This is a genomic window from Oleiphilus sp. HI0043 (assembly GCF_001634935.1).
On record NZ_LWEY01000679.1, the window covers coordinates 1 to 812 of the forward strand.

The following is an 812-nucleotide window of genomic DNA, read 5'->3' on the forward strand; positions in this document are numbered from 1 at the left end:
GAATCTTAACACACTTACTATATTAGACCATTAAACTTTATTGCCTAGGTCTATGAAGATATCGGAACTATTTATGTTCGCAGACAAGAAATTTACTTTTGGTATAGCAAATTTTGAAATGGAGTTGTCGTGAACCTTTTATTCGGCAGGGAGGGGGAATGGGGGCATATCGCGAATGGAGTTTTAAGAACCTGAAGATAGAGCAGGCTAAATGAAGTTAGAACAACTTTAGCCTGCTAGAGAAGCATAATACTACTTCACTGCACACATATCTTTTTTGGCCAGGCTAAGTGCTTTTAGTACATCAGCACGTCTAATAATGCCGATCACTTTATCATTTTCTATTACTGGGTAGATCTTGGGCCCTTTCCTTAGCATGCTTTCTGCTAGCTTAAGAATATCTTCATCAGGGGATACGGATAGAGGATTCTCTCGCATAATGTCAGCTGCTACTTCGTGGCTATCACAATAGTAGGTATTGTTGAGCATCTGCTTGATGCAGTTTTGCTCAGTGATAAAACCTACCAGTTTGCCGTCAGTATCTAACACTGGCGCTCCTACGATATGGCTTTTGGTAAGTGTTTTAACGACTTCTTCAACGCTAGTATCAAGTTTAAATGAGTATGTCGCTGGGTGCATGTAATCGCGAACGTAAACCTTGGGAGATTCCATCTTGCCTCCAATAAAATTTGTAATGTATAAATGAGTTTGTTGAAGTGAGCATACTACGAGGTTTCTACTAGTGTGATGACCGGTGTCAATTTGAGTGCATTCCTATAAGGAACTAGTAATCACTTTAAAATAAATACACT

1 protein-coding gene is annotated in these 812 nt (G+C 39.2%); it reads right to left on the reverse strand.

All coding sequences use genetic code 11. The annotated features are described in order from the left end of the window. Positions 1 to 252 precede the first annotated feature (252 nt). Entirely contained in the window at positions 253 to 672 is a 420-nt protein-coding gene (locus A3729_RS08150; protein ID WP_068507387.1) for a CBS domain-containing protein, read from the reverse strand. Between the last annotated feature and the right edge of the window lie 140 nt (positions 673 to 812).

Coding starts and splice junctions, on each gene's coding strand:
- A3729_RS08150 (WP_068507387.1), bottom strand. CDS start 672: ATGGAATCTCCCAAGGTTTACGTTCGCGATTACATGCACCCAGCGACA.